The organism is Streptomyces sp. NPDC043680 (assembly GCF_056436685.1).
The window spans coordinates 394535-416799 of record NZ_JBWKCE010000004.1 but is presented as its reverse complement, the minus strand read 5'-3'; the positions used below and the strand labels follow the sequence as shown (position 1 = coordinate 416799).

Here is a 22265-nt window from a genome sequence, read left to right as displayed (position 1 = left end):
GCCGATCATGTGCGAATCCGCCAGATGACCAGGGCGGCGGCGGTAACTGTGCCGCACGGACCAGTCCCAGTTCAGGGGCCGACGTACTCGTACACACCCCCGTGGGGGTGTCGCAGCACCGCTCGGTGACCGTTGGGGGTGGGCTGCGCAGGCATGACCACCGTGGCGCCGGCGGCGACCGCTTCGTCGACCGCTGCGGCCAGATCTTCGACCGTCAGGGTGGCGCTCACCCCGGCGACCCTCTGCACCGCCTCGTCCGGACCGCAGAACAGCAGGAAGGGCCCGACAGTCGCCAGCTGCACACCGGCGAAGGCGAAGCGGTCGGCCGTGCGGCCCGTCAGTCGCTCGTAGAAGGGGACGGCCGCGTCCAGGTCGTCAACGCGCTGTCGTGCGATCACCGAGTCGATCTTCATCGGCATGCTGGAACTCCTCGTCTTCATTGGGGCTTCGTTCCATACGGTCAGGCTTGTCGCCATCATCGTTTCGACCCGGTGTGGCAGGCCCGGCCCGGGGCCGCGCCTGCCACACCGGGTCTACGAACGGTCAGCCGTCGTCACGGCCTGCGCGGCTGCGCTCGCGCAGCGAGATGCGGTTGCCGTCCGGGTCCACCGTCTCGATGCGGACGCCGAAGCCGTAGTCCACCGGCTCCGGCTCGTCGAAGGTCACACCCCGGTCGCGGAACACCTTGAAGTCCGCGCGCAGGTCGTCCGACTCAAGGATGACCGGGCCGGGCGTTGCGCCCGGCTCGGCCGGCTGGCCCGCGGCCGGGGCGTGCGCCCACAGGAGGATCTCTACGGGGCTGCCGGGGACGCCCACGGTGAGGAAGCGCCCGCCAGGGTTCGGGAAGTCGATGCGCTTCTCCAGGCCCAGCTGCTCGGTGTAGAACCGCAGTGCGCGGTCCTGGTCGGTGACGTACAGCGTCACGTACATGACGTTGGTCAGCATGGGGTGGTCCTTCCATCCGTCGGTCTCTTTCATCTCCCTGACGGACCCGGGCAGGAGAATGTGACGGATGGACGGAGGAAATCTGCCGACCGACGGCTTCGAGGCTTGCTGCCGGGGTCGCATGCCGAGGCCGGTGACGCCGTCCCTTCGCACGTGATCGGCCGGACAGCTCGTAGGGACCCTCAGGATCCCGGCGGCTCCGGTCCGGTCCTGTCCTGTCCGGTCCTGTCCGGTCACACGATCGGATGCCGTTAAGGCCCCATCAGGTGAAACACGTCCCCGCTCCCCCTGCGCCGGGACCGGATGCGTGCAAGGTGGGTCCAGCTTTCGGCGCTCCGGCACCCTCCGCCCGGCCGCGCCCGTCGAGCAACGGAAGGGCCGGTACCCGATGGTGATGGCGAGGGCCCTGCTGCCCGCTCTGCTCTCCTTGGCGCTGACGGGGGTTCCCGCCGTGCTCCCGAACGCCGCGGCAGCCGAGGCCGCCGCGGCCTACGACGGGCAGCCCCGCCGCGAGACCGCCCTGTTCAGCGTGAAGTCCGCCAACAACGCGGCGGCCCAGGCCTTCACGGTGGCCGGCACCCGGCTCTCCCGGGTCAGTGTCTACCTGGGCAGCGGCGCCGCGACCGGGACCGTGACCGCCCAGGTCCGCCGGGTCCGCGCCGACGCCGGGTCGGTGGTCGCCTCGAAGACCGTGAACCTCGCCGCGCTGGGCGGGGCCGGCGCGGGCTGGGTCGAGTTCCCGGTCAGCGCCTCCGTCACCGCGGGCGCCACGTACTACCTGTTCGTGCAGGCGACCACGGCGGAGAGCAAACCCGTCGCCTGGTACGGCACCAAGCAGCCCGTCGCCGGCTCGCTGACCAGCTGGAACTACGACCGGGCGTACTGGGGCGGCTGGCACGCCGAAACCACCGCCCGGCCGGCCTTCCACGTCAATCCCACCGGGAGCGAGCGCTGCGGTGAGACCGAGCCCTGCTACGTGCCCGCCTCGGCGCTCGCGGCCCGTACGGCGGGGCTGCTGACCAACGGGGCGGCCACCGAGGCCGTACTGCCCTCCTTCGCCGTCGGCGCCTCCTACGTCGACGGCAGCAACGTGCTGCGTCTGCCGTCCGGCCGGTGGCGGTACCTGCCCGAGGGCGCCTCCGCGTCCGCCGTGGTCGAGGCGGACGACGCGGGGGCCGTCGCGCAGATCGAGGAGAGCCGCGGCTGGCTGGACGCGGGCCGAGTGCCGGGGACCACCGCCGCGCAGCGGGACGCGACGCAGCGCGCCCTGCTGTCGATGCGGGCGCTGCTGAAGCCGAACGGCGCGTTCGCCGCGGGGTGGTCGCCGCCGTGGGAGTACTCCTGGCCCCGGGACGGCGCTTTCGCCGCGGCCGCCTTCGCCGCCACCGGGCACGACGACGAGGCGTACCGGATCCTGGGCTACGACGCGCGCACCCAGCGGGCCGACGGGACCTGGGAGGCGCGGACCAAGCTGGACGGCAGCGGACCCCCCGATGCCCGCCCGTGGCAGCTCGACGGCAACGGCTGGGTGCCCTGGGCCACCTGGCAGTGGTACCAGGCGGCGCCGCCGGACGAGCGGGACGAACGCCTGCGCACGCTCTACCCGATGGTGCGGAAGGCAGCCGACTACGCCGCCCGGTCGCTGGGACCGAACGGGCTGCCTCCGGCGTCCCCGGACTACTGGGAGCTGGGCACCGCGACCACCAACATCGGGACCGCCGCCCCGCTGCTGGCCGGGTTCAACGCCTCGGCCGACCTGGCCGCCCGGCTGGGCATGAGCGACGACGCCGAGCGCTGGGCGGAGGCGGCCCGGCGGCTGTCCGCGGGCATCGCCGACGTCTTCGCCCCGCTCGGCTACCAGCGGACCGCAGACGGCAGGCACGGCCGGGACAGCGCGGTGGCGTTCATGGCGCCGCCGTTCAACAGCGCCCCGCCCGACCTCGGCGAGGCCCTGGACTCCGCCTATCGGGCGCTGCTGCTGCCCAACGGCGGCGTCTCACCCGGCAACGACCCCGATTTCAGCTGGGGATCGTCCGCCTGGACGGCCAGCACCTCCTTCTTCGCCCTCGCCTGGTCGGGTACGGGCGAGCAGGCGAGGGCGGGCAGGGTGCTGGACTGGGTGCTGTCGAAGCGGAACGGGCTGGGCGAGCTCCCCGAGACCGTGAACGGGGCCGGGCTGCCGTCCTCGGTCGCTCCCCTGGGCTGGACGGACTCACTGGTCGTGCTCACCGCGCTGGCCCTGGAGGGCTCCCCGCAGCCGACCCCGCCGATGCCCGCGGGCACGGCGCGGGCGGGTACGGCGGCCGGTGGTGCGGTCGTGCGGACCGGCTGATCGCGTACGCTCGGCGGATGGCCAAGTACTTCGACGTGCACCCTGAGAACCCTCAGCCGCGCACCATCAGCAGCGTTGCCGACAGCATCCGCTCCGGCGCGCTCGTCGCGTACCCGACGGACTCCTGCTACGCCCTGGGCTGCCAGCTCGGCAACCGGGAAGGGCTCAGCCGGATCCGGTCGATCCGCGGTCTCGACGACCGGCACCACTTCACGCTGGTGTGCCAGAACTTCGCACAGCTGGGGCAGTTCGTGCACGTCGACAACGACGTGTTCCGCGCGATCAAGGCGAGTACGCCCGGCAGTTACACCTTCATCCTGCCGGCGACGAAGGAGGTGCCGCGCCAACTGCTGCACCCCAAGAAGAAGACGGTCGGCGTCCGCATCCCCGAGCACGTCGTCACCCAGGCCCTGCTCGCCGACCTCGGGGAGCCGCTGCTGTCCAGCACCCTGCTCCTCCCGGACGAGAGCGAGCCGATGACGCAGGGCTGGGAGATCAAGGAACGGCTCGAACACGTGGTGGACGTCGTGGTCGACTCGGGCGACTGCGGGACCGAGCCGACCACGGTCATCGACTTCTCGGGCGGCGAGGCCGAGATCGTACGGCGCGGGGCCGGGGACACCAGCCGCTTCGAGTGACGGTGCCGGGGCGGTGTAGCGTCCCCCTCGAACAAGGCGTCAGAGAAAGGGTGTTCGAGGCATGGCCGTCATCCACCGCACCACGATGAGCCCCACGAAGCTGGAGCTGCTCGCCTCGTGGCTGCCCGGCCGGTCCTGGTACCGGGCCACCGGGAGCGAGCCGCGGCTGAGCAAGGCCGGCGGCTTCCGGCTGGACGACCCGAAGGGGGAGGTCGGGATCGAGTTCATGGCGGTCACCGACGAGTCGGGGCCGGAGCCGGTGACGTACCACGTGCCCCTCACCTACCGCGGAGCACCCCTGGAGGGTGCGGAGGAGGCCCTCGTCGGCACATCCGAGCACGGGGTGCTGGGACGCCGGTGGATCTACGACGGGGCCCACGACCCGGTCCTGCTCGCCCAGTTGGCAGCCTTCCTCCGGGGCGAGGCGGAGCCGCAGGCCCAGAGCGTGAGCGACACGCCCGACCCGACCGTCGCCGCCCATCTGGCCGGGAGCGTGCAGGTGCCCGCGCAGGCGCCGGAGGGGCTGGCGGTGGTGGCGGACGGGCCGTCGGCCACGGAGCTCCTCGTAGGGGGCGCGGGCGGGCAACTGACCCTCGGGATCCGGCGGGTGCTCCGGCCCGAACCGGAGGCCCCCGCCGACGCACCGCCCCTCGGGCACGTCACCGCAGAGTGGACACTCCCGGACGGGCGAACGGCTCGGGGCCGGTACGCCGTCGTGCACGCGTAGGCCGCCGGCCGGGCGCAGCCGCGGGCAGGCACCGCGCCGGCCGTGCGTCTCGGCGGACACGGCCAGGGCGGTGGCGAAATGCGGTGTAGGTGTGTTTCGTGTGCCCAGTGGGCAAGCGGGGGCATATGCCGACTCCTGTGATCCCCGATTCCGTCCGCGATCTCGTACACCTGGTACGCCACCGCCGGGAACCCGTGGTGGTGCAGGCGGTCCGCTCGACGGCCGCCGCCGTGGTCAGCTACGTCGTCGCCCTGGCCCTCAGCAGTGAGCCCGCCCCGCTGACCGCACCGCTCACCGCCCTGCTGGTGGTCCAGGTGACCCTGTACGCCACGCTCACCACCAGCATCAGGCGGGTGAACTCGGTGGTCGCGGGTGTCCTGGTCGCCGTCCTGTTCAGCACCCTCGTCGGGCTCACCTGGTGGAGCCTCGGGCTGGTCATCCTCGCTTCCCTGGCCGTCGGGCACCTCGTACGCGTCGACGAGTTCGTGCCCGAGGTCGCCATCAGCGCGATGCTGGTGCTCGGCGTGGCCCGGGTGGGCGAGACGGCCTGGGACCGGGTGCTGGAGACCCTGATCGGTGCCGTCGTCGGCTTCCTGTTCAACCTGCTCCTGACCCCGCCCGTGTGGACGGCGCCCGCCGGGGCCGCCATCACCGGCCTCGCCGCCCGGATGGGCGAGCTGCTGGGGCACATGCGCGACGGTCTCACCGGGCGCACCGGGAGCGCGGCCTTCCCCCAGGCGGCCGAGCGGCTGCACGAGGCGCGCCGCCTCGACCACGACATCGTGCAGGTGGACGCGGCCCTGCGGCAGGCCGAGGACAGCCTGCGGCTGAACCCGCGGGTGAAGGAGAGCCTGCTCCAGCGGGTGGTCCTGCGCACCGGGCTGGACACGTTGGAGATCTGCGCGGTGGTCCTGCGGGTGGCCTGCCGCACCCTGACCGACCTGGCGAAGGCGCGCCCGCACGGCTCCCTGTACCCCGAGCACGTCGCGGCGGCACTGCACGCCCTGTTCACCCACCAGGCCACGGCCGTGGCCAGCTTCGCCACGCTGGTCACCGCACAGATCAGCGCGAACGCGGAACAGGCCGAGGAGGACCTCGCCAGCGCCCTTGAGGCCGCCCGCACCGCCCGCGACCGGGTGGCCCACCTGCTCCTCGACGAGGTACGGGGCGATCCCGCGCAGTGGCAGCTGCACGGGGCGCTGCTGGCCGAGGTGGACCGGGTCCTGGACGAGCTCGGCGTGGAGAAGCGGACGGAACGCCTGGTGGAGGAGCTCGACCGGGCCCGGCCCCGGCCCGCGGGCGTGCTCGCCCGGCTGACCCGGCGCTGACCCGGAGGCGACCGGCACTGGCCGGGCGACCCTCACTACCTGCGCGCATGATGGAAGGGGAGATCTCCGTGCGCCCGGCCGAGGGAGGACACACATGAGTTCCCAGCGTTACGAGCTGATGTTTTCCGAGGGCCCCGAGGGGGGCGAGGACGTCGTCGTCGTGGAGCCCAACGGCCAGACGGGGCCGGGCGGCCATCCGGTCTACGAGGATGCCACCGGAATCGTCCGGGCGGAGATCAGCGACCAGGGGGAAGTACGCATTTTGGCCTCCGGGGGCGCGCAGAGCCCGGCCAGGGTGGTGGGGGTCAAGGCCCTGCCCTGACCGCACGGCGCGTTGCTCCGTTCGAGTTCTCTTGGCCCCCCGTTCGGCCGCACGACCCGAGTGCATGATCATTATTTCGGTCCGCAGTCGCTTTGATGCTGGTATTCCAGCCGTGGGCGAACCGGGAGGGCTGCGTGGCCACGTCACCGACACCGACACCTACTTCGACCTCGACCTCGACGCGACGGAACAGGCTGTGGAGCGCGGTCGCCGCGGTGGCCGGGGCCGCGCTCGTCGTCGCCGCGGCCCCCGGCAGCCTGCCTGCGCCCGATGTGCCCCGCTACTGGCCCACCGGCCAGGACGCGGCGGTGACGCTGCTGGTCGGCCGGGCCCTGGACGAGGGCCGCGGTGGCGCCGCCGAGCGGTGCGCGGGGGAGGCGTTCCGCGCCGGACGGTGCACCGGCTGGCGCGAGGAGCGGGTGCGGGCCACCGCGCGGGGAGCGGGCTCCGTCCAGCGCGGCCCCGCCTCCCGCAAGGCGGCGCAGGCAGGGCGCACGGTGGTGTTCCCCACCGATGCGGGCGGCCCGCTGGAGATCTCCCTCGCCGACCCGGGCCGGCTCACCGACGTCACCGTCCGCGACGGGCACGGGCGCTACGTGGGCGGCACGCTCGCCCCGAAGAGCCGGCAGTGGACCAACACCGAGCCGCTGCGGGCCGGCGAGACCTACACCGTCCGCGTCGGCGCGCAGGACGCCTCCGGGACCCCGGTCGGGGTGACCATGGCGTTCCGCACCGCCCCGCCGCGGGAGCGGGGCCGGCTCACGGTGGACTTCGGGCCGCGGCCGGGGACGTACGGGGCGGGGCAGATCGTGACGGCGGCCCTGAGCCACCCGGTTCCGGCCGCCGACCGCGCGGCGCGGGCCCGGCTGGAGCGGTCCTTGGAGGTGACCTCGGTGCCCGCGGTGGAGGGCGCCTGGCACTGGGTCGACGACTCGACCCTGCACTACCGGCCCCGTACGTACTGGCCCGCCAACGCCGTGGTGCGCGTGCGCAGCGGTCTGGACGGGGTGGAGGTCGGCGACCACCGGTACGGAGGCCCGTCGGAGGCCGTGCAGTTCACCGTCGGGGACCGGATCGAGGCGGTCACCGACGCGGCGGCGCACGAGATGACCGTCCGCCGCAACGGGCGCGTCCTGCGCACGATCCCGGTCACGACCGGCAAGGCGGGCTTCCGGACCCGCAGCGGCATCAAGGTCGTCCTGAGCAAGGAGTACCAGGTCCGGATGCGGGGGGACAGCGTCGGCATCCAGCGCGGGACGAGCGAGTTCTACGACATGCCGGTCTTCTACGCGACGCGCGTGACGTGGAGCGGCGAGTACGTGCACGCCGCGCCCTGGTCGGTCGAATCGCAGGGCGAGGAGAACGTCAGCCACGGCTGCACCGGCATGAGCACCGCGGACGCCGCCTGGTTCTTCCGGACCGTACGGGAAGGCGACATCGTGGAGGTGGTGAACAGCGAGGGCGAGCGCATGGCGCCGTTCGACAACGGCTTCGGCGACTGGAACCTCGACTGGCGGGCCTGGCAGGCGGGCAGCGCCCTCAGCGCCGCGGCCGCCCCCGCCTCCGGCTCCCCGGCGTCCTCCCCCGGCAGCGCCGCCCGCCTGCGCCCCCTGACCTGACCGCCCCGTCCGCCGGCCGGCGCGGCGGGGCGGTCAGGTGCCGGACGGGGACGGCCGGCCGGTGGGCGTCAGGGGGGCGGTCGGCATCCCGGCGCCCTCCCGCAGGCCCGCCAGGAACTCCTCGAAGGCCTCGACCGAGCTGCGCCGGGGCTGCCAGCCCAGCTCCTCCTGGGCGCGCGAGGCGTCCAGCAGGGGCAGTCGCAGCACCGCGTCGAACAGGTCGGGGGACGCCGGGACCAGCCGCATGCGCCACGCCGCGGCGAGCCCTGCCCGCACGGCTGCGGTGGGCAGCCGGACGGGCTTGGCGGCGAAGATGCGGGCCAGGGTCGCGCCGTCCAGCGGCGGGCCCGCGGCGAGGTTGAACGCGCCGCGCACGGGGCGCAGCACCGCCTCGCGGTAGGCCGCCGCCGCGTCGTCGGTGTGGAGGGCCTGGAAGCGCAGGCCCTCCAGCTCGGGCACGAGGGGGATCAGCCCGGGGCGTACGAGGCTGCCGGGCAGCAGGCGGCCCGCGAAGATCCGGCGCTGCTCGGAGGCGGACTCCCGCTTGAAGAGGAAGGCGGGGCGCATCCGGACCACGCGGATGCCGGGGAAGACGGCCTCGTAGGCGTCGAGTACGCGTTCCAGGTAGGCCTTCTCGCGGCAGTACGCGGCTTGCGGCCAGCCGTGGGTGGGCCAGGACTCGTCCACCGGACGGTGGCGGGGGCCGGGCGAGTACGCGCCGACGGACGAGGCGTGGACGAGGGCGGGCACCCCGGCGGCGGCCACGGCATCGAACACGCGGAGGGAGCCGAGGACGTTGGTCTCCCAGGTCTCGGCGGGGCGGTGGGTGGGCTGGAACTTCCAGGCCAGGTGGACCACGGCGTCCGCTCCGTCGAACAGCGGGACCAGGTCCTGACCGCCGGGTTCGATGCTGACGGACCGCCAGTGCGTCTTCGGGGGCTGCCAGTTCGGTACCCGGCGCGCCAGACCGGTGACGGAGGCCACCGCGGGGTGGTCGGCCAGGGCCTGGACCACGCTGGTGCCGACGTTGCCGGTGGCGCCGACGACCACCACGCGCAGGCCGTCTCCGGACGGCTCTTCGGCGGCGGATCCGGGGACGGGCACCGGGCCGGGTGCGGGGGCGGCGGTCATGGCGGCGGCTCCGTTCAGGAGGGTGCCCCGAAGGGGCTGCGGTCGAGTTGGTCGAGCAGGTCGCGGGGGTGCCGGTACACGGCGCGGGCCCCCGCCTCCTCCAGGTCGCCGCGCGGGATGCCGCCGCAGAGCAGGCCGACGCACGTGACCCCGGCCCGGGCTCCGGCCTTCATGTCCCACACCGTGTCGCCGACGAGCACGGAGTCCGGGGCGTCCGCCCCGGCGAGCTTGAGGGCGTGGTGGACGGGATCGGGGGCGGGCTTGCCGCGGTCGACGTCGTCGGAGCTGCCGCTGTCGGTGATCGCGTCGTCCGCCCCGATGGCCCGCTTCAGCGCCCCGAGTTCGGCGCCGCTCGCGGAGGTCACGAGGACGACCCGCCAGCCCCGCCCGTGGAGTGCGCGCAGCAGTTCGTCGGCGGCGTCGATGCGGGGCAGCCGGTCGAAGTACGTGCCGTACAGCGTTTCGTGCGCGGCCTTGAGCGCCTCGTCCTCGTCCTGGTCGCGCCCGTCGCCGAGCAGGTGGGCCAGCAGGTCCTCGCCCGGGAGGCCGATCGCGCGGTGGATGGCGTGCATGGGGACCTGGTGGCCGGCCTGCCGCAGCGCCTCCCACCAGCACGTGACGTGCAGGTGGTTGGTGTCGGTGAGCGTCCCGTCGACGTCGAACAGGGCAGCGCGGGTCATGCCCGGTGTTCCGGTCCGCTGCCGTAGTACACCCCGATCACGCGGTGGTAGTCCGCGTCGCCGAGGTGCCTGTCCCTGACGAATTCGGGCGCGTGCTTGATCTGGTCGCGCGTGCGGTCGACCTGGATCTTCCGTTCCTCGGGGTCGATGCGGGAGACGGTGCCCGCCGGCAGGAGCACTTCCTTGCCGAAGATCCACGGGCCCGTGTCGACCACCAGGTAGGCGGCGCCGACCTCGTCGGAGTGCTTGTCCACCTTGCCGATGGCGCCGTCGACGGCCTCGACCTTGTACCCGGTCAGGTCGACCCCCTCCAGCCTGCCCGAGGTCTCACGGTATCCCCACAGATTGACGATCATGCGAGCGGCTCCTCTGTCCGGAATGACCGATGACGTTCACCGACGCACCTGCCCTGTCCAGCCTGCACTATGCCGCCCGCCAGGCCGGGAGGCCCGGCCGTGTCGGCGGCCGCGGCGGGGGTAGCCGCCCCCTGGAAGGTCCCCCGAGCCAGGAAGGCCACCATGGGCACTCCCCCGCGCGACCCCGTACCCCCGAGTCCCACGCCCGCACCCGGCCCCGGCCCCGGGCCTCAGCCGGGCCCCCTGCCCGGACCGGTGCCCGCTCCCGGCGGCCCGGATCCGGTGCCGCCGGCGCCGCCGCAGCCCGAGCCGGACCCGCAGCCCGATCCTGCGCCGCGGCCGGAGCCGCACCCCGAGCCGGGGCCGCTGCCCGGGCCGGTACCGGCGCCCGAACCGGTCACCTGACCGGCCCGGTCACCTGACCGGCGGCGCCTGACCGGGGACCGGGCCCCGGTCCCCGGTCAGGCGCATGAAGGCCCGGGCGTCGTGGACGGCCGCACCGCCCGTGTCGTTGTTGAAGTACGCGTAGACCTCGGCGTCCGCGGGCCAGGTCTCGGCGATGCGGGCTGCCCACGAGCGCAGGGCGGTCCTGCCGTACCGGGGGGCGGGGCGGGCCCGGCCCGCATGGAAGCGCACGTACCCCCAGTCGGCGGTGCGCCACAGCGGGGTGACCGGGCGCGAGTCCCGGTCCGCCCAGCACAGGGCCGCGGCCCGTTCGGTGAGGACCGCCTGCACATCCGCGTTCCACCACGAGGCGTGCCGCGGCTCCACGGCCACCCGGGTGCCCGCGGGGAAGCAGCGCAGACACCTGTCCAGCGCCTGCGGGTCCGCGTGCAGCGTGGGGGGAAGCTGGAGCAGGACGGGGCCCAGCCGCTCGGCGAGGGCACTGCTGTGCTCCATGAGCCGGTGCACCGGCTCCTCCGGGTCACGGAGGCGTTTGATGTGGGTCAGGAAGCGGCTGGCCTTCACGGCCATGACGAAGCCGTCGGGGGTGCGCTCGCGCCAGGCCGCGAAGGTCCGCGGGTCGGGCAGCCGGTAAAAGGCGTTGTTGCTCTCCACCGTGCGGAAGTGGCGGGCGTACTCCTCCAGCCACAGCCGCTGCGGCCGGTCCTCGGGGTAGAGGAGCCCGGACCAGTCCCGGTACTGCCATCCGGAGGTTCCCACGTGCACGGGCATGGCTGCTACCCCGGGTCCGAGGCCGACGGCTCGTCGCGCCTCGGATCCTGTTCGCTTTCCGCCCGCAGCGCCCGCTCGCGGGGCGAGAGCTCGTCGCCGTCCATTCCGGCACCCGTTCTCCGATCGGAATCCGCCTGACCGGCGCGTACCCGGCCCGCTGCCGGGCAAGCGCGGCCCTGCTGCCCCGGCGGGTGCAGCGTGCCCCCCGCCCTGCTCCAACGGGTGCGTCCCGGGTTTCATGCGCGTACATTGCGGCAAGACGTCGCGCATGGTGCGAATCGGATACACGATGATGACCGAGCAGGCCGGACCGCGTGAGCTCGTTGAGCACGTCGTCGGCGCGGAGCAGGCGGGGTTCGACTTCTGTGTGACCTCCGACCACTACTTCCCGTGGCTGGAGGCGCAGGGGCACGCCCCGTACGCCTGGACCGTGCTCGGGGCGGCCGCGCAGGCCACCTCGACGATCCCGCTGATGACCTACGTGACCTGCCCCACCATGCGGTACCACCCTGCCGTGGTGGCCCAGAAGGCCGCGACGCTGCAGGAGCTGTCCGGGGGCCGCTTCCGGCTCGGCCTGGGTTCCGGGGAGCGTCTCAACGAGCACGTCGTCGGGCGCGGGTGGCCCGCTGCTCACGTCCGCCTGGAGATGCTGGAGGAGGCGGTGGGGATCATCCGGGCGCTGTTCGAGGGCGGGACGGTCAGCCACCACGGGCGCCACTTCGACGTGGAGAACGCCCGGCTGTGGGATCTTCCGGGGGAGCCCCCGCCGATCGGGGTGGCGGTGTCCGGGGAGCACTCGTGCGAGCTGGCGGGCCGGCTGGCCGATCTGGTGATCGCGATCGACCCCGAACGCGAGCTCCTGGAGGCCTTCGCCCGGGCCGGCGGGGCCGGAAAGCCCGCCGTGGGCCAGTTGGCGGTGTGCTACGACCCGGACCGTGACGCCGCCGTCAAACGGGCCCACGAGCAGTTCCGCTGGTCGGCGCTGGGCTGGAAGGTCAATGCGGAGCTGCCCGGTCCGGCCTCCTTCGAGCAGGCGTCCGAGCACGTCCGCCCGGAGGACGTCGCGCAGAGCATTCCGTGCGGCGACAACGTGGAGGATTTCGTCGAGGCGGTGCGTCCGTACGTCGACGCGGGCTTCTCCGAGGTCGCCCTCGTCCAGGTGGGCGGCGGCCACCAGGAGCCGTTCCTTGAGTGGGCCCGATCCACGCTGCTCCCGGCCCTGCGCGAGCTGCGGCCGGCGTAGTCCGAGGTCCGGGGCCGGGATGCGCCGTCCGGCGCGGACGGCGCATCCCCGTCCGGAGCGCGTTAGGCTCGGACGGGGCGCAGGAGAGGGATGATGCTGATGTGTCGCTGGCTCGCCTACTCCGGTACGCCGATGCTTCTCGACGCGGTGCTGTACAAGCCGGAGCACTCACTGATCAATCAGAGTCTGCGTGCGCGGATGGGCGTCGAGTCGACGAACGGCGACGGTTTCGGCATCGGCTGGTACAGCGCCGACCCCGAGAGTGACGGTACGCCTGCGGTGTACCGTGACATCGGGCCGGCCTGGAACAACCGCAATCTGCGCGAACTGGCCTCGCACGTGCGCTCGCCGCTGTTCTTCGCGCACGTGCGCGCCTCCACCGGTTCGGCCATCCAGCAGACCAACTGCCACCCCTTCCGGCACGGCCGCTGGATGTGGATGCACAACGGAGCGATCACCGATTTCCACCGCCTGCAGCGCGACCTCTGCATGGCCGTCGACCCGGCGCTGTTCCCGTGCATCGAGGGTTCGACAGACTCCGAGGTGATGTTCTACCTGGCCGTCACCTTCGGCCTGGACCAGGACCCGCCCGGGGCGGTCGCCCGGATGGTGGGCCTGGTGGAGCGGCTCGGCAAGGAGCACGGTGTCCCGGATCCCATGCAGATGACCGTGGCGGTCAGTGACGGCGCGCAGGTGTGGGCCTTCCGCTACTCCAGCGAGGGCAGGTCCCGCTCCCTCTTCTACAGCAGCCGGGCGGAGACCGTACGCCAGCTTTATCCCGAACTGCCGTACCTGCGCAAGGTGTCCGACGACACCCGGCTGGTCGTCTCCGAACCGCTGGGTGACCTCCCCGGCGTGTGGAACGAGCTGCCCGAGGCGAGCTACGCCGTCGTGCCCTCCGACGGCACGGTCGACTATCTGCCGTTCATTCCCGAACTGCCCTGAACCGTCCTGCACCTCCTGCGAAACTCCCGGGCCGGACCCCTGGCCAAATGGAGCGGGCGTACGCGAAGATCGCGGCCGCATACGCCACCACTCCATCACGGGAGACGTCTATGGCCCGCCGCACATCCCGCGGCCTGATAGCCGCGGCCACCAGCACCGCGGCCCTGTTCGCCCTGGCCGGTCCGGTCTCGGCCCTGCCCTCGGGGGCGCGCTCCGAGGCGTCGCTGCCTCAGGCCCGCCTCTTCATGGTCAATCCGGTCCAGTCCTCCGGGGACCAGACGCTGACCGACGCGAAGGACGCCGCCGACGCCGTACCCGCGTCGGCGTACGCCACCGCGGCCCTGCGCAACCTCGATGCCAGCGGGTCGCTGTCGGGGAGGTGGGCGTACGTCCGTTCCGACACCGGCAGCTCCGCCAAGACCGCGGACGCGGGCGCCTACACCCGTGCCGACGACCAGTTCGAGCAGGTCATGGCCTACTTCTGGGTGAACGAGGCCCAGGAGTACCTCCAGGGCCTCGGCTTCGGCAGCGAGCTGCCGGGGGCCAACGACCGCGCGCAGCCGGTCCGGATCAACCAGTACGGGGCCGACAACTCCTTCTTCACGGACAAGAAGGCCGAGATCCGCTTCGGCAAGGGCGGTGTGGACGACGCCGAGGACGCCGAGGTGATCGTCCACGAGTACGGCCACGCCGTGCACAACGCGCAGGTCCCCGGCTTCGGCACCTCTCCGGAGGCCGGTGCCATCGGCGAGGCCTTCGGGGACTACCTCGCGGTCGAGGTCGGCGCGCACGCGGACGAGGTCCACGGGTGGCAGCGCAGGACGGACCTCGCGTGTGTCGCCGACTGGGACTCGACCGGATACAGCGCGGCTCCGCACTGCCTGCGCCGCATCGACGGCGACAAGGTGTACGCGGACCGGGTGGGCGAGGTGCACGCGGACGGTGAGATCTGGTCGCGGGCGCTGTTCGACATCCGCGGGACCCTGGGCGCCCGGACCGCCGACCGGATCATCGTGAACGCGCAGTTCGGCTTCCGCCCCGACACGAGCTTCCAGGACGCGGCGCTGACGACCATCGCGACGGCCCGGCGCATGTACGGCACGAGCGCAGCGGACGCGGTCCGCGCCGCGTTCCGGGCCCGCCAGATTCCCGGAGTCGGGTAACCACTGCATACGGTGTCGGTTCCGCGCCCGGTCGGGGGCCGGAACCGACACCGTGTCAAATCCGGCCAATTCCATGCCGATTCACCGCTGAGCGGACACGGACGTGCAGCCTTCGGACAACAGAAGGTCAAATTCTTGTTGCGCACCTGTCAATGATCGGCCACTTCCTGGCACTCTCTCCTGCACTGCCCCCCACGGCCAGCCAAGGAGATCGAGTGACTCACCCCACGTCCTCAACCCCCACCTCCCACAGCCGCATCCACGTGCTGCGCGCCGCCGCCCTCGTCGCTTCCGCCGCGATGGTCGCCCTCGCGGTGCAGAGCGGTCCCGCCCAGGCCTCCGCCGACCGTGAGGCCGGAGCCACGGCCGTCGCCCTGACGGGCCCGGCGCGCGCCTCCGCCATCGCGCAGGCCCAGACCGAGGCCGCGGACACCGCGAAGGCCATCGGCCTCGCCGGCGAGGAAGCGCTCGTGGTCCGGGACGTCGTCAAGGACGCGGACGGTACCGTCCACACCCGCTACGAGCGCACGTACGCCGGCCTGCCGGTCCTCGGCGGCGACCTGGTCGTGCACACCGGGAAGAACGGCGCCCGCTCCACCACCAAGGCGACCGCGGCGCGGATATCGGTCGACACCAAGACCGCCTCGCTCGCCGCTCCCAAGGGCGCCCGCAAGGTCGTCTGGGCCGCCGGCGGGACGCCGGTGCTCGCCTGGGAGACCGTCACCGAAGGCGTCGGCCACGACGGTACGCCGAGCGAGCTGCACACCGTCACCGATGCCCGCAGCGGCAAGGTGCTCTACTCGTACGACGGGATCGAGACGGGCATCGGCAAGAGCGAGTACAGCGGCTCCGTCACCCTCGGCACGAAGGCCAACGGGTCCCAGTTCGAGCTGACCGACGACGCCCGCGGCGGCCACAAGACCTACGACCTGGCCGGCGGCACCAACGGCACCGGGTCGCTGTTCCTGGACGCCGACGACACCTGGGGGGACGGCACCCCCGCCAACCGGCAGACGGCCGCGGTCGACGCGCACTACGGTGCGGCCGTCACCTGGGACTTCTACAAGAACGAGCTGGGCCGCCTCGGCATCCGCGGCGACGGCGTCGCGGCGTACTCCCGCGTCCACTACGGGAACGCCTACGTCAACGCCTTCTGGTCCGACTCGTGCTTCTGCATGACCTACGGCGACGGAGCGAACAACACCAAGCCGCTGACCTCGCTCGACGTGGCCGGCCACGAGATGTCGCACGGTCTGACCGCCTCCACGGCGGGCCTGCGCTACAGCCGGGAGTCCGGCGGCCTCAACGAGGCGACCTCGGACATCCTCGGCACCGCGGTCGAGTTCTACGCGGCCAACGCCTCCGACCCCGGCGACTACCTCATCGGCGAGAAGATCGACATCCGCGGGAACGGCACGCCCCTGCGGTACATGGACAAGCCGAGCCGCGACGGTGCCTCCGCTGACTACTGGGACCGCAACGTCGGCCGCCTCGACGTCCACAACTCCTCCGGCCCGGCGAACCACTTCTTCTACCTGCTGTCCGAGGGCAGCGGCGCGAAGACCGTCAACGGCGTGAGCTACAACTCGCCCACCGCCAACGGCTCCACCGTCACCGGGATCGGCCGGACCAAGGCGTACAAGATCTGGTACAAGGCGCTGTCCGTGTACATGACCTCCTCGACGGACTACGCGGGCGCCCGGACGGCGACCCTGCAGGCCGCCGCGGACCTGTACGGCTCCGGCAGCACCGAGTACCAGACGGTCGCCGCCGCCTGGACCGCGGTCAACGTGAAGTGACCCCGAACCGCCGTGTCGGTGCCGCCCTGCGGGCGGCCCGGCACGGCGGGCCCGGTGCCTCAGCAGATGCGCGGCAGTTGTTCCCCGATCGGCAGGTCCACCACGCGGGTCCCGCCGAGGCCGGTGCGGGCCACGACCAGCCCGGGATGGGCCTCGACCGCCTCTCCGACCACCGCCGCGTGCCGGCCGAGCGGGTGGGCGCGCATCGCGTCGAGGACCGCGTCGGCGTGCTCGCGCGGAACGAAGGCGACGAGCTTGCCCTCGTTGGCCACGTAGAAGGGGTCGAGTCCGAGGACCGCGCACGCGCCGCGCACCGCCTCGGGGACCGGCACCCGGCTCTCCTGGACGACGACCCCGGTGCCGGAGGCGGCCGCGATCTCGCCCAGCGCCGCGGCCAGTCCGCCGCGCGTGGGGTCGCGCAGGACGTGCAGATCGGGTGTGACGGCGAGCATGGCCTGCACGAGCCCGCCCAGCGGCGCGCAGTCGCTCTCGACGTCCACCCCGAATTCGAGGCCTTCGCGGACGCTCATGATGGCCACCCCGTGGAGGCCGATGTCCCCGCTGACGATGACGACGTCGCCCGGCACGACGCGCTGCGGCCGCAGGTCCACCCCGTCGGGGATCAGGCCGATGCCGGCAGTGTTCAGGTAGATGCCGTCACCGTGGCCGGCTTCCACGACCTTGGTGTCGCCGGTCGCCACCTCCACGCCTGCCGTACGCGCCGCCGCGCCGAGGGCCTCGGCCACCCGGGCCACCACGGACATCTCGACGCCCTCTTCGAGGATGAACCCGCAGGACAGGTAGGCGGCCCGGGCTCCGCTCATGGCGAGGTCGTTGACCGTGCCGTTGACGGCGAGGTCGCCGATGCAGCCGCCGGGGAAGAACAGCGGCCGCACCACGTACGAGTCCGTGGAGAAGGCCAGCCGCGCGCCGCCCAGGGTCACGGCGGCCGAGTCGCCGAGCTGGGCGAGGACCTCGCCGCCGAAGGCGGGGGCGAAGACGTGCTGGACGAGCTCGGCGGACAGTGAGCCCCCGCCGCCGTGGCCCATGACCACCCGCGGGCGGTCGCGCAGGGGGGCCGGACAGGTCCAGCCGGTGACGTCCAGTGCGGGGTCGGACACGGTGTCGGACGCGGTGTCAGGCAACGGGGCTCGCCTCCAGCGGCTCGGACCCGGCCGGGGCGGGGGCCCCGCCCTTCCGGGCGGTCGTGATCTCCAGACGCCGGTAGAGGTAGTACGCGGCGCACGCGCCCTCGCTGGAGACCATCGTGGCTCCGAGCGGGGTGCGCGGGGTGCAGGTGGTGCCGAAGGCCTCGCACTCGTGCGGTTTGATCAGGCCCTGGAGGACCTCGCCGCTACGGCACTCGGCGGGCTCCTGCGTGGTGATGTCCGTGACCGAGAAGCGGTGTTCGGCGTCGTAGTCCCGGTAGCGGGGGGACAGCCGCCAGCCGCTGCGCGGGATCACGCCGATCCCGCGCCAGGCGCGGTCGGTCACCTCGAAGACGTCCTCCAGCATGGCGAGGGCCGCCGGGTTCCCCTCCGGGCGCACGGCGCGCGCGTACGCGTTGTCGACGGTGTGCTCGCCGCGTTCCAGCTGCCGTACCGCCCGGCGGACGCCTTCGAGGATGTCCAGCGGTTCGAAGCCGGTCACCACGATCGGGACGCGGTGGCGGGTGGCCAGTTCGGGGTACTCCCCCATGCCCATCACGCTGCAGACGTGCCCGGCGGCGAGGAAGCCCTGCACCCGGCAGCTCGGCGAGGTCATGACCGCCTCGATGGCGGGGGGCACCCGCACGTGGGAGACGAGCAGGCTGAAGTTCGGGATGCCGAGCTTCTTCGCCTGGTACACCGTCATGGCGTTGGGGGGTGCGGTGGTCTCGAAGCCGATGCCGAAGAAGACCACCTGGCGGCCGGGGTTCTGCTGCGCGATCCGCAGGGCGTCGAGCGGGGAGTAGACGACCCGTACGTCTCCGCCCTCGCTGCGGACCTGGAAGAGGTCGCGGCCGGTGCCGGGGACGCGGAGCATGTCACCGAAGGAGCAGAAGACGACATCCGGCCGGGAGGCGATCTCCAGGGCCTTGTCGATGACCTCCAGCGGGGTCACACACACCGGACAGCCCGGCCCGTGGATCAACTCCAGCTGTTCGGGGAGCAGTTGGTCGATCCCGTGTCTGATGATGGTGTGGGTCTGGCCGCCGCAGACCTCCATCAGCGCCCAGGGCCGGGTCACCGTGGCGTGGATGTCGTCGAGCAGCCTGCGGGCCAGCTCGGGGTCCTGGAACTCGTCGATGTACTTCACTGCTGCCGTGCCTCCTGTGGTGCGTCCCCGGCCGGAAGCCCTTCGGCGAAGGGCCAGTCCTGGGCGCCCGCCTCGGCGGCAGCCCGCTCCCAGGGGTCGCCGAACTCCTCCTGGAGCATGCCGAGCTGGGCGAAGAGTTCGAGGGTCTGTCGGGCCGACTCCTCGTCCAGGCGCTGGAGTGCGAAGCCGACGTGGACGATGGCGTACTCGCCCACCTGGAGGTCGGGCAGGTACTCCAGGCACACCTCCTTGACCACTCCGCCGAAGTCGACGGTCGCCATGCGGGTGCCGTCCTTCTCCCCGATGTCAAGCACTCTGCCGGGTACCGCCAGACACATGGCCCTCTCCTTGCTGTGGGTGGTGCGGTGCGCAGGCCGCCACCATGAGCTGGCCGAGGGCCAGCCCCCCGTCGTTCGGGGGGATGCGGTGGTGGCGCAGAACGGTGAAGCCGCGCTCGCGCAGCACGCTCGCGCATGCGGACGAGAGCAGGGTGTTGGCGAAGACCCCGCCGGTGAGGGCGACGGTGTCGAGGCCGTGCCGCTCGCGGGCCAGGGCGGCCCACGTACCCACCAGGGCGCCGACCGCGTGGTGGAAGCGGGCCGCGATGACGGGAGCCGGTGTGCCGGCGCGCAGATCGGCCACCACCGAGGCGAGGACGGGGGCCGGATCCGCCGTGACCGGGTCCCGGCCGGGGAGGCCGCCGGGCTGTGCGGGGCGCAGGGCGAAGGCGTAGCGCTCCCCGCCCGGCTCGGCGCGGGCCGCCGACAGCGCGGCGGACTCCAGCTCGACCGCGGCCTGGGCCTCGTACCCGGCGAGGTGGCACACCCCGGCCAGGGAGGAGACCGCGTCGAAGAGCCGCCCCATGCTGGAGGTGGGCGCGCAGTGCAGATCCCGCTCCAACTGGCGTCGCAGCACGTCCAGTTCCCGCGGCGGACAGGCCGCCACACAGGGGAGGTCCGGTGACCAGTCGATGCCCGCCGCCCACAGGTGTGCCAGGGCCATCCGGTAGGGCCGCCGTACGGAGGCGTCCCCGCCCGGCAGCGGCACGTATCCGAGGTGACCGAACCGGCGGTACCCGGCGTAGTCGGCGACGAGGGCCTCCCCGCCCCACACCGCGCCGTCGTCTCCGTACCCGGTGCCGTCGAAGGCGATGCCGATCACCCGGGCCGTGTCGTCGAGGCCGTGCTCGGCCATCGCGGAGGCGATGTGCGCATGGTGGTGCTGTACGCGGATCAGGGGTCGGGCCCCGGCGGTGCGCCGGGCCCAGCCGGTGGAGCGGTAGCCCGGGTGCCGGTCCGCCGCGAGGAGCGCGGGGGTGACGCCGGTGATGGACTCCATTTGCTGCTCGGCGCGTTCGAAGGCGTACTGGGTGGCCAGGTCGTCCATGTCGCCGATGTGCGCGGACAGCCATGCCTGGCGGCCCTCGCCGAGGCAGAAGGTGTTCTTGAGGTCTCCGCCGACGGCGAGGGAGGGCGGGACGGGCAGCGGCAGGGCCAGGGGCAGCGGGGCGTGGCCGCGGGAGCGGCGGACGGTCAGCGGTTCCCCGTCGCACACGCGGACGACCGAATCGTCGCAGGGCACGTGGATGGGGCGGTCGTGCGTGAGCCAGGCGTCGGCGAGGTGGCCGAGCCGCTCCAGCGCCTCGGCGTCGTCGGTGACGATGGGCTCGCCCGACAGGTTGCCGCTGGTCATCACGAGCAGGCGCGGGCCGGCCGGGTCCCCGGGAAGCCCGAACAGCAGATGGTGCACGGGGGTGTACGGGAGCAGCACGCCGAGGTCGGGACAGCGCGGGGCGACCGCGTCGGCCACCGTGCGGTCGGCCGCCGGGCGGCGGCGCAGCAGCACGATGGGCCGCACCGGGCCGGTGAGCAAGGCGCGTTCGGCCGGGCCGAGCTCGACGAGGCCCTCGATGTCGGCGAGGGCGGCAGCCATCACGGCGAACGGCTTGTCCCCGCGCGCCTTGCGGCGGCGCAGCTCGGCGACGGCCCCGGCCTGGCCGGCGTCGCAGGCGAGGTGGTAGCCGCCCAGGCCCTTGACGGCGAGGATCGCTCCCTCGGCGAGGAGCCTCCGGGCCCCTGCCACCGGGTCGGCCTCCGCCGCCTCGCGCGGGGGCGTGCCGGTCAGGAGCCGCAGCCGGGGTCCGCAGGCGGGGCAGGCCACGGGCTGGGCGTGGAAGCGCCGGTCGGCCGGGTCGGCGTACTCGCGGGCGCAGTCGGGACACAGGGGGAAGCCGGCCATCGTGGTGTGCCCCCGGTCGTACGGCAGGCCGGTGACGATGGTGAAGCGGGGGCCGCAGTGCGTACAGGTGATGAAGGGGTGCCGGTGGCGCCGGTCGGCCGGGTCCGCGAGCTCGGCCAGGCAGTCGGCGCAGGTGGCCACGTCCGGGGAGACGAGGGTGCGGGCGGGACCGCCGGAGCGGGAGGCGACGATGGTGAAGCCCGCGCCACCGGCGGGCGGGACCTCGCAGTGGTCGACGGCGTCGACGACGGCCAGGGGCGGTGCGTCGGCCGCGAGCCGCTCGCAGAAGGCCGAGACGGCGGCGGCAGTGCCCTCGACCTCGGCGACGACGCCCTCCGGGGTGTTGGTGACGTGCCCGGCGAGGCCGAGTCCGGTCGCACGGGTGTAGACGTACGGCCGGAAGCCCACGCCCTGGACCACGCCCCGGACCACGACCCGCCGGCGCTGCACGGCCTCCATCAGCGGGTGGGGGCCGCGGCCGGGCGCGGGGGGAGCGGCTGGGCGGGGTCTCCGTGATCGGGGCCGTGGTCGTGGTCCTCGCCACCGTGGTCGTGGCCGGGGTCGGCGCCGCCGTGAGCGTGGTCGTGGCCGCCGTGATCGTGGTCGCTGCCGCCGTGTGCGTGCGGCGCGGTGGTCCGCTGCCGGGCCATGACCGGCGTGTGCACGGCTCCTCCCTCGCCGGCCGCCAGCGCCCGGTCCACGAGCAGCCCGGCTCCCTCACCGGTGCGCGCTGAGGTCAGGACCACCTCCACTCCGGGGTTGACCTGCTGGACGTGGGCGCGGAAGGCGGCCTCGTCGAACTCCACGGCCTGCGCGATGTCGGTCTTGGTGACCACCACCAGCTGGGCCAGGCCGAACGCCGTGGGGTATTTCAGCGGCTTGTCCTCGCCCTCCGTCACGGAGGCCAGGACCACGCGCAGTGACTCGCCGAGGTCGTAGGAGGCCGGGCAGACGAGGTTCCCGACGTTCTCCACGAACAGCAGCCGGGTCTCCTGCGGCAGCCAGCCGTCCAGGTGCCGGCCCAGCATCCCGGCCTCCAGGTGGCAGAGCCCGTCGGTGAGCACCTGCTTGACGGGTGCGCCCGAACGCGCCAGCCGCACCGCGTCGTTCTCGGTGGCGAGGTCGGCGGTCAGGGCGGCGACGGCGATGCCCCGCTCCCTCGACAGGCCGAGTTCACGCTCCAGCAGGGCCGTCTTCCCGCTGCCGGGGCTGGACAGCAGATTCACCACCGTGGTACCGCGGGCTGCCAGTTCGGCCCGCAGGCGCTGCGCGAGCGAGTCGTTCTTGGCGAGGACCGCCTGCTTCAGGTCGACCACACGGCACAT

21 protein-coding genes are annotated in these 22265 nt (G+C 73.2%); 10 read left to right on the top strand and 11 right to left on the bottom strand.

Going from position 1 to position 22265, the window contains the following annotated elements; all coding sequences use genetic code 11:
* Positions 1-71: 71 nt before the first annotated feature.
* Together AC0666_RS11545 and AC0666_RS11540 are read right to left on the bottom strand one after the other, a co-directional pair.
* Positions 72-419, bottom strand: a complete 348-nt coding sequence (locus AC0666_RS11545; RefSeq protein WP_468579101.1) for a VOC family protein — start codon at positions 417-419, stop codon at positions 72-74.
* Between the two features lie 124 nt (positions 420-543).
* Positions 544-945, bottom strand: a complete 402-nt coding sequence (locus tag AC0666_RS11540) for a VOC family protein (RefSeq protein ID WP_059417535.1) — start codon at positions 943-945, stop codon at positions 544-546.
* 388 nt (positions 946-1333) lie between these two features.
* On the opposite strand from AC0666_RS11540, the gene AC0666_RS11535 reads away from it, so the two are divergent.
* From AC0666_RS11535 to AC0666_RS11510, 6 genes are all read left to right on the top strand, one after another.
* Positions 1334-3277, top strand: a complete 1944-nt coding sequence (locus tag AC0666_RS11535; RefSeq protein WP_478707509.1) for a glycoside hydrolase family 15 protein — start codon at positions 1334-1336, stop codon at positions 3275-3277.
* A 17-nt stretch (positions 3278-3294) separates the two neighbouring features.
* Positions 3295-3915, top strand: coding sequence for an L-threonylcarbamoyladenylate synthase (locus AC0666_RS11530; RefSeq protein ID WP_361717939.1), 621 nt, complete (start codon positions 3295-3297; stop codon positions 3913-3915).
* A 61-nt stretch (positions 3916-3976) separates the two neighbouring features.
* The gene (locus AC0666_RS11525) at positions 3977-4642 is read left to right on the top strand and encodes a maltokinase N-terminal cap-like domain-containing protein (RefSeq protein WP_468963773.1); all 666 of its coding nucleotides are present in this window, start codon (positions 3977-3979) and stop codon (positions 4640-4642) included.
* A gap of 125 nt (positions 4643-4767) precedes the next feature.
* The gene (locus AC0666_RS11520) at positions 4768-5970 is read left to right on the top strand and encodes an FUSC family protein (protein ID WP_468963772.1); all 1203 of its coding nucleotides are present in this window, start codon (positions 4768-4770) and stop codon (positions 5968-5970) included.
* A gap of 94 nt (positions 5971-6064) precedes the next feature.
* Positions 6065-6292, top strand: a complete 228-nt coding sequence (locus tag AC0666_RS11515) for a DUF6296 family protein (protein WP_468963771.1) — start codon at positions 6065-6067, stop codon at positions 6290-6292.
* A gap of 215 nt (positions 6293-6507) precedes the next feature.
* Positions 6508-7911 (top strand): L,D-transpeptidase, encoded by a 1404-nt coding sequence (locus AC0666_RS11510; protein WP_478707508.1) that lies wholly within the window; start codon positions 6508-6510, stop codon positions 7909-7911.
* 33 nt (positions 7912-7944) lie between these two features.
* Here AC0666_RS11510 and AC0666_RS11505 read toward each other — a convergent pair whose 3' ends face one another.
* The 4 genes from AC0666_RS11505 to AC0666_RS11490 all read right to left on the bottom strand — a co-directional run bounded on the left by AC0666_RS11505 (position 7945) and on the right by AC0666_RS11490 (position 11254).
* Positions 7945-9042 (bottom strand): NAD-dependent epimerase/dehydratase family protein, encoded by a 1098-nt coding sequence (locus tag AC0666_RS11505; protein ID WP_468963769.1) that lies wholly within the window; start codon positions 9040-9042, stop codon positions 7945-7947.
* Between the two features lie 14 nt (positions 9043-9056).
* The gene (locus AC0666_RS11500) at positions 9057-9722 is read right to left on the bottom strand and encodes an HAD family hydrolase (protein ID WP_468963768.1); all 666 of its coding nucleotides are present in this window, start codon (positions 9720-9722) and stop codon (positions 9057-9059) included.
* On the bottom strand, positions 9719-10078 hold the full coding sequence (locus tag AC0666_RS11495; RefSeq protein ID WP_361717919.1) for a PRC-barrel domain-containing protein: 360 nt from the start codon (positions 10076-10078) through the stop codon (positions 9719-9721). Before AC0666_RS11495 ends, AC0666_RS11500 begins: the two co-directional genes overlap by 4 nt.
* 414 nt (positions 10079-10492) lie before the next feature.
* On the bottom strand, positions 10493-11254 hold the full coding sequence (locus tag AC0666_RS11490) for a DUF72 domain-containing protein (protein ID WP_468963767.1): 762 nt from the start codon (positions 11252-11254) through the stop codon (positions 10493-10495).
* Positions 11255-11522: 268 nt separating this feature from the next.
* Here AC0666_RS11490 and AC0666_RS11485 point away from each other — a divergent pair, with 268 nt between their 5' ends.
* From AC0666_RS11485 to AC0666_RS11470, 4 genes are all read left to right on the top strand, one after another.
* Positions 11523-12497 carry an LLM class F420-dependent oxidoreductase gene (locus AC0666_RS11485; protein WP_468963766.1) on the top strand — a complete coding sequence of 325 codons (975 nt, stop codon included), beginning with the start codon at positions 11523-11525 and terminating at the stop codon, positions 12495-12497.
* Positions 12498-12596: 99 nt separating this feature from the next.
* Positions 12597-13442, top strand: coding sequence for a class II glutamine amidotransferase (locus AC0666_RS11480; RefSeq protein WP_468579590.1), 846 nt, complete (start codon positions 12597-12599; stop codon positions 13440-13442).
* Positions 13443-13552: 110 nt separating this feature from the next.
* Positions 13553-14605: a M4 family metallopeptidase gene (locus AC0666_RS11475; protein ID WP_478707507.1), complete on the top strand. Its 1053-nt coding sequence runs from the start codon at positions 13553-13555 to the stop codon at positions 14603-14605.
* A gap of 299 nt (positions 14606-14904) precedes the next feature.
* The gene (locus AC0666_RS11470) at positions 14905-16404 is read left to right on the top strand and encodes a M4 family metallopeptidase (RefSeq protein WP_468579592.1); all 1500 of its coding nucleotides are present in this window, start codon (positions 14905-14907) and stop codon (positions 16402-16404) included.
* 59 nt (positions 16405-16463) lie between these two features.
* On the opposite strand, the gene hypE is transcribed toward AC0666_RS11470, so the two are convergent.
* The 5 genes from hypE to hypB are packed head-to-tail and all read right to left on the bottom strand — an operon-like array spanning position 16464 to position 22265.
* Complete coding sequence (gene hypE, locus AC0666_RS11465) at positions 16464-17525, bottom strand: hydrogenase expression/formation protein HypE (RefSeq protein WP_468579594.1); 1062 nt, start codon at positions 17523-17525, stop codon at positions 16464-16466.
* 16 nt (positions 17526-17541) lie between these two features.
* Complete coding sequence (gene hypD, locus AC0666_RS11460; RefSeq protein WP_478707506.1) at positions 17542-18702, bottom strand: hydrogenase formation protein HypD; 1161 nt, start codon at positions 18700-18702, stop codon at positions 17542-17544.
* Positions 18699-19040 (bottom strand): HypC/HybG/HupF family hydrogenase formation chaperone, encoded by a 342-nt coding sequence (locus AC0666_RS11455; protein ID WP_468963763.1) that lies wholly within the window; start codon positions 19038-19040, stop codon positions 18699-18701. Before AC0666_RS11455 ends, hypD begins: the two co-directional genes overlap by 4 nt.
* Complete coding sequence (gene hypF, locus AC0666_RS11450; protein WP_478707505.1) at positions 19009-21399, bottom strand: carbamoyltransferase HypF; 2391 nt, start codon at positions 21397-21399, stop codon at positions 19009-19011. The genes AC0666_RS11455 and hypF overlap by 32 nt, the downstream gene beginning before the upstream one ends.
* Positions 21399-22265, bottom strand: coding sequence for a hydrogenase nickel incorporation protein HypB (hypB, locus tag AC0666_RS11445; protein WP_468963761.1), 867 nt, complete (start codon positions 22263-22265; stop codon positions 21399-21401). The genes hypF and hypB overlap by 1 nt, the downstream gene beginning before the upstream one ends.